The 6,007-nt window shown below is 64.9% G+C and carries 6 protein-coding genes; 1 reads left to right on the top strand and 5 read right to left on the bottom strand.

Features of this window, described 5'->3' with window-relative positions; translation table 11 throughout:
• Positions 1 to 1,105: pyridoxal-phosphate-dependent aminotransferase family protein (locus AC1D0P_RS02325; RefSeq protein WP_477675205.1), on the top strand; the 1,105-nt coding region annotated here is incomplete at its 5' end.
• Here AC1D0P_RS02325 and AC1D0P_RS02320 read toward each other — a convergent pair.
• Genes AC1D0P_RS02320 through AC1D0P_RS02300 form a run of 5 tightly spaced genes read right to left on the bottom strand, consistent with a single transcriptional unit; the run spans position 1,089 to position 5,982 of the window.
• On the bottom strand, positions 1,089 to 1,898 hold the full coding sequence (locus AC1D0P_RS02320) for an SDR family NAD(P)-dependent oxidoreductase (RefSeq protein ID WP_477675204.1): 810 nt from the start codon (positions 1,896 to 1,898) through the stop codon (positions 1,089 to 1,091). The genes AC1D0P_RS02325 and AC1D0P_RS02320 overlap by 17 nt on opposite strands.
• A 50-nt stretch (positions 1,899 to 1,948) precedes the next feature.
• Entirely contained in the window at positions 1,949 to 2,692 is a 744-nt protein-coding gene (locus AC1D0P_RS02315) for an SDR family NAD(P)-dependent oxidoreductase (RefSeq protein ID WP_477675203.1), read from the bottom strand.
• Positions 2,693 to 2,720: 28 nt separating this feature from the next.
• Entirely contained in the window at positions 2,721 to 3,650 is a 930-nt protein-coding gene (locus AC1D0P_RS02310; protein WP_477675202.1) for a branched-chain amino acid ABC transporter permease, read from the bottom strand.
• A gap of 36 nt (positions 3,651 to 3,686) precedes the next feature.
• The gene (locus AC1D0P_RS02305) at positions 3,687 to 5,039 is read right to left on the bottom strand and encodes an ABC transporter substrate-binding protein (RefSeq protein ID WP_477675201.1); all 1,353 of its coding nucleotides are present in this window, start codon (positions 5,037 to 5,039) and stop codon (positions 3,687 to 3,689) included.
• 40 nt (positions 5,040 to 5,079) lie between these two features.
• Positions 5,080 to 5,982 carry an NAD(P)-dependent oxidoreductase gene (locus tag AC1D0P_RS02300; protein ID WP_477675200.1) on the bottom strand — a complete coding sequence of 301 codons (903 nt, stop codon included), beginning with the start codon at positions 5,980 to 5,982 and terminating at the stop codon, positions 5,080 to 5,082.
• Positions 5,983 to 6,007: the final 25 nt, after the last annotated feature.

Below are 6,007 nucleotides of genomic sequence, written 5' to 3'. Positions count from 1 at the left end.
GGACCTGGCCGACCCGCGGCTCGATCGTGTGATCCAGGCCTGCGAGACCGGGCTCAAGGCGCTGCTGCAAACCGCCGCGGCCGACGTCTTCATGTATGCCTGCAACGGCCACGGCGCCTGGGAGGCCGTGATCGCCAACCTGCTCGCGCCGGGCCAGCAGGTGCTGATCGCGGGCACCGGGCATTTCTCCGAATCCTGGGCCGTGCAGGCCGAGGCCATGGGCGCGAAAGTCTGGCGCACACCCTGGCGCGAAGGCTACCCGATCGACGTGCCGGCCATCGAAGCCGCCTTGCGCGCCGACACCGCGCATGCCATCGTGGCCGTATTTGTGGTGCACACCGACACCGCCAGCGGCATGACCAGCGACCTCGCCAGGATCCGGCAGGCGCTGGACGCCGCGGCCCACCCTGCGCTGCTGGTGGTGGACGTGGTCGCCTCGCTCGGCGCGGCGCCCTTTGCCATGGATGCGCTGGGCGCCAACGTCGTGCTGGGCGCTTCGCAAAAAGGCCTGATGGTGCCGCCCGGGCTGGCCTTTGTGGCCGCGGACGCCGCCGCGATGAAAGTAGCGGCCGCCAACCCCTCACCGCGCTTCTACTGGGACTGGGCGCGTCGGCAAAGCCCGCTCAGCTACCGCAAGTTCTGCGGCACGCCGCCGCAAAGCCTGCTGTTCGGTCTTGAGGCCGCGCTGGGCCTGATTTTTCACGAGGGCGTTGAGCAAGTCATCGCCCGCCACCGCATGATCGCCGGCGCGGTGCATGCCGCCGTCGAGGCCTGGAGCGAAGGCGGCGCGCTCAGCCTGTTTGTGCGCGAGCCGGCGGCGCGCTCGGTCTCCGTCACCACGGTGTCCGTGGCCGCCGGCATTGACCCCGAAGCCTTGCGCTCAGTCGCGCGCGAGCAGTTCCAGGTCGCCATCGCGGGCGGCCTGGGGCCGCTGGCAGGCCGCAGCTTTCGCATAGGCCACCTGGGTGACATGAATCCGGCGATGATCCTCGGCTGCCTTGCCGGTGTGGAAGCCGCCCTGAGGGTGCAGGGTATTCCGATCGGCAGCGGCGGCGTGCAGCATGCCGTCGCGGCACTAGCGGGCGGGGTTACTGGGACGCGGTAATTCCGCCGTCGAGGTACAGGACTTGCCCCGTGACGAACCGGGATGCAGGTGCTGCAAAAAACACCGCCGCACCGGCCACGTCCTGGGGGTCAGCCACGCGGCCCAGCGGGATACGTTCCAGCACCTGTTTTCGCGTCTCGGGATTTTCCAGCCAGTGGCGCGCCATCTCGGTCTGCACCACCGTGGGCGCAATGCCGTTCACCGTGATGCCATGCGGCGCAAGCTCACTCGCATGCTGGCGTATCAGCATGACCAGGCCGCCCTTGCTGCTGCTGTAGGCCGAGTAGCCACGGCCGCGTAAACCAAGCTGCGCGCGCACCGAGAGCAAATGCACCTGCGCGCCGCCCTTGCCGCCTGCGATCTGGTGTTTGGCTGCCGCCTGCGCCAGAAACATCGCGGCCTTGAGGTTGACCTGCAGCACTTCGTCAAAAGCTTCTTCGGTGACCTCGAGCAAGGCCTGCTCGCGCTGCATGCCGACGCAGTTCACCAGGATGTCGAGGCCGCCCCACCGCGCTGCCACCGCGTCGACGGAGGCCTGCATCTGCGGCACCGAATGCGCGTCCATGGCCAGGCCCATGGCTTCATGTCCCGCCGCCTGCAAGGCCGAGGCCACGGCCTGCGCCTTGGCCTCGTCGCGGCCCGACACCGCCACGCGCGCCCCAGCCATCGCCAGGCCCCAGGCAATCGCCTCGCCAATGCCACCGTAGCCGCCGGGTACGTAAGCGGTTTTGCCGCGCAGGTCGAACAGGCCTGTCAGCGCGGCGCTGAAATCAATTTGAGGTGTGATGCTCATGGATGGCAAATTGTGAGGCGCAAAGCGGGGCGGCGGCGAAAGGGTTTTCCTCAGTCCATCAAAAGGCCACCGTTGAGGTCGATGATCTCGCCCGTGATGAAGCCCGACAGCGGCGAGGCCAGGAAGCGCACCACGTGGGCGAACTCCTCAGGCTCGCAGAAGCGGCCGACCGGGATGTCCTTGAGCAGCTTCTGGCGCTGCTCCTCATTGAGCTGTTCGGTGATCATGGGGGTTTTGACGTAGGCCGGCGCGACAGCGTTGGCCGTGACGCCGAAGGGCGCAAGCTCGCGTGCCAGTGAAAAGGTCAGCGAACTCATCGCGCCCTTGGACACCGAGTACGCCGTGCCCGCCGTCAGCCCCCCGGTCTTGGCCGCCAGGGAACTGGTGTTGACGATGCGGCCGAAGCGCCGCGCCTTCATTGCCGGCACCACCTGCTGCGCGAGGTAAAACGCGCCGTCCAGGTTGGCGCCCAGCACGCGCCGCCACTCGCCGGCTTCGGTGGCTTCGACCTTGTTGTTGGAGAGGATGCCCGCGTTGTTGACCAGGATGTCGACCGGCCCCAAGGCCTTGACGATGAGCGCATGGCCGTCGCTCACGGCGGCGGCATCGCTGATGTCAAACGAGAACGACAAGGCACGCGAGCCCAGTTCATCGGCCAGCGCGCGGTTGCGCTCATGGCTCACATCGACCATCGCGACCTTGCAGCCGTCTTCGAGCAAGGCCTTGACGACGGCCAGGCCCATGGTGCCGGCCGCGCCCGTGACCAGCGCGACTTTGTCTTGAAGCGGTTTCATTCAAATAGCCTTCCGTAAAGACGGGTGATCAAGCATCGAGGACGCTCTTCTTGCCAAACAAACCCCTCGAACGGAAAGTCACGACGGCGATGAACAACAGGTACATAGACATCAGCGACCACTCGGATGCATAGGAGCCCGTGAGACCCACCACCATTCCGACCATGAGCCCGGCAATCACCGCGCCCCACAACGAACCGACGCCGCCCAGCACAATGATCAGGAAGGCCGGCACCACCGCGTCCACGCCCACATGCGGGCGTATGCCCCAGATCGGCGCCATGACCACGCCCGCGATGGCGGCCAGCGCCACGCCCAGGCCGAAGACGAAGAGGCGCAGGCGCGAAAGGTTGATGCCCAGGGCGCGCACCATTTCGCTGTCATGCGCGCCGGCCTTGATGATGGCGCCGTAGGGCGTCTTCTGCAAAAACACCCAGAGCAGCACAATCATCAGGACGGCAAAGCCGCTGGCGAAGAAGCGGTACTTTGAGTAGACCAGGTCCCCCATCAGGAAAGCGCCGGAAATCACCTCCGGCAGCATCAGCTGCTTTTCCGACGAGCCCCACACCAGGCGAATGCCCTCTTCAATCACCAGGGCGGCGCCGAAGGTCAGCAGCAGGCCGTACAGCGGGTCGCGGCCGTAGGTACGCCGCATGCACAGCTCCAGCAGCATGCCGAAGATACCGACAAAAATCGGCGCAAAAACAAGCGCCACGCCGTAACGCGTTCCCAGTGGTAGCGTCATGTACCAGGCCTGCAGGTTGGGAAACATGCCCAATTGCGGCGCGATCAAAAACAGCGCGAAGTACATGCCCAGCGCGAACAACGAGCCGTGCGCGAGGTTGATGGTCTCCATCACCCCCACGATCAGCATGAAGCCCAGCGCGATGAGCGCGAACAGCAGGCCCAGCGAGATGCCGTTGACGAGGTGCGGAATAAGCCGGAGCAGGAAATCCATGTCGGTCTTTGTCAGTCTTTGAGGATCAAGGGCCGGTCAGGCTTCGTAGCTGGGCGTCGCGTCGTAGCTCTCGAGCTTGCAGGCACCCGAGGAATCCTTGTCCATCACGTCCTTGGGATCGGCCTGGGTGAGGATCTTGAAGATATCGTCCTTCTCGGCCGGCTGGTCGTTGTAGCTGGCCATGTAAATCGTCTGCTGGCACTGGTGGGTGACCGGGTCCATCCAGGCGTCGTAGTGCTGCAGGCGGTCGGCGGCGCTCATCTTGCGGCCCTCGAGCTTCTTGATGACCGCGATGTTGTTGGTGGTGCCGGCCTCTTCCACGCAGCGCAGCAGTTCGCGCGTGGCCATGTAGCCGTTGTGGTACACATTGCCCGGCACGCGGATGGCCATGCCCGGGAACTGCTTCTGGTAGGCCGCGACGAATTCCTTCACGCCGGGCAGGTTCAGGCGCCAGTACCAGGTGGTGCCGAAGACGCCGAAGATGGCCTCCGGGCCCAGGCCGTAGACATCGGGCCAGTCCTGCTGGTTGTTGATCCAGGCCATGGTCTGGTTCATCTTGAGCTGCACCACCTGCTGGCGCAGCGCCTTGATGTCATCGCCGCCCACGGCCGTGGCCACCACATTGGGCTTGAGCTGCTGCAGCTTGAGCAGGTAGGACGAGAAGTCGCGCGTGTTCTGCGGCACCAGCAACTCTTCCACGATCTTGCCGCCGTTGGCCTCCACGATGGCGCGCGTTGCCTTGGAGGTGGTGTGGCCCCACACATAGTCGTTGGTCAGCAGCACCCAGTTCTTGCCGCTGGCCTTGATGGCGTTCTTGACGATCGCATTGGAAAAATTGGTGCCATTGCCGTCCCAGACGAACTTGGTGCGGTGGCAGTCCTTGCCGGCCTCAGTCGGGCTGCTGGAGTTGGTGTTGAGGAACACCGTGCCGTATTTCTGCGCCACCTGCGAGATGGCGTTGGACACGCCCGAGTGCACCGCGCCTATCAGGAAGGCCGCCTCGTTGCGCGTGATCATGCGCTCGGCCACACGCGAGCCGGTGGCCGGCGTGGTCTCGGTGTCGATGTGGATGGCCTCGATGCGCCGGCCCAGCACGCCGCCCTTGTCGTTGAACTCCTTGATCGCCATCATGGCGCCCAGCCGCTCCTCGGCGCCCGAGGCCGCGTACAGGCCCGAGGCGTCCATGGTCAGGCCAATGGTCAGCGGCTTCTTCTGGCCGCTCTGCGCCCAGGCGTGGTTGTGTTTCCAGGGGCCCATGAAGGGCGCCGCGCCGTACAGGCCCGCGCCCACCAGCGCCAGGCTGGAGTGCTTGAGCAGCGTTCGGCGCGAAGTGGCCGTGGCCTCGGATTTGGATTCGGGGCTTGTGTCGTTGTTCTTGATGTCGCTCATGGTTTTGTCTCCTGCGTGTGAATGGGTCGAACGGGTTGGCCTAACGGGGAACGATCTTGACGTCGTTGAGTTTTTCCTGTGCTTCGAAAAGGGAGGCGATCAGCTTGTCGCCGAAGCCGGCGTTGCTGGCCTGGATCAGGCTCTGGTGCGTGGCCTCGCCCATAAAGCTGGTGACGGGCAGCATCTCGGCCAGGTGGGTGTAGTAGCGCAGGTCTTTCTGCGCGTTGGCGATGCCGAACTTGAAGCCGGTGACGTCGCCTTCTTTCAGCGTCTTGGTCGCCATCATCTGGAAAATGCCGCAGTTCACGCCGCCGGCCGAGATCACGTCGTAGAGGCGATTCAGGTCCAGCCCGCTTTTGGCCGCGACCGCGAAGGCTTCGGCGATCGAGGCCGCAAAACTCATGGCCATCATGTTGTTGACCAGCTTGAGCACATGGCCGTGGCCTGGCGGGCCGACGTGGAAGATGTTTTCGCAAAAAGCCTTGAGCACCGGCTCCAGCGTCTTGAAGTCTTCAGGCTCGGCGCCCACCATGGTGTTGAGCCGGCCTTCCTCGGCCTCCTTGGGCGTGCGCGCCAGCGGCGCATCGACCAGCTTGATGCCCTTGGCCGCGAGGTCCTTGCGGATGCGGGTGCTGGAGGCCGGCTCTGCCGTGGAGGTGTCGACCACGATCAGGCCTTTGCGGCCGCCGTCCAGCAGGCCGTCCTTGCCGTAGACGATGTCCTCGACCTGGGGCGAGCCCGTGACGCAGATGAACACAATGTCCGATGCCTGCGCGCATTCGGCGTTGGTTTTGGCTTCCTTCGCGCCGGCCGCGATCAGGTCGGCCAGGTTGTCGCGGTTGCGGTTGACCTTGAAGGTCAGGACTAAGCCTTTGGCCAGCAGGTTCTTGGCCATGCCGTGGCCCATCATGCCGATGCCGATAAATCCGATTTTGGGTGTCATGTTGTCTCCGTCTTGTTTCTTGTTT

The sequence above is a fragment of the Polaromonas sp. P1_G2 genome, from assembly GCF_056405515.1.
The sequence above is the reverse complement of the archived record's forward strand: the minus strand, read 5'-3'. Positions and strand labels throughout refer to the sequence as shown.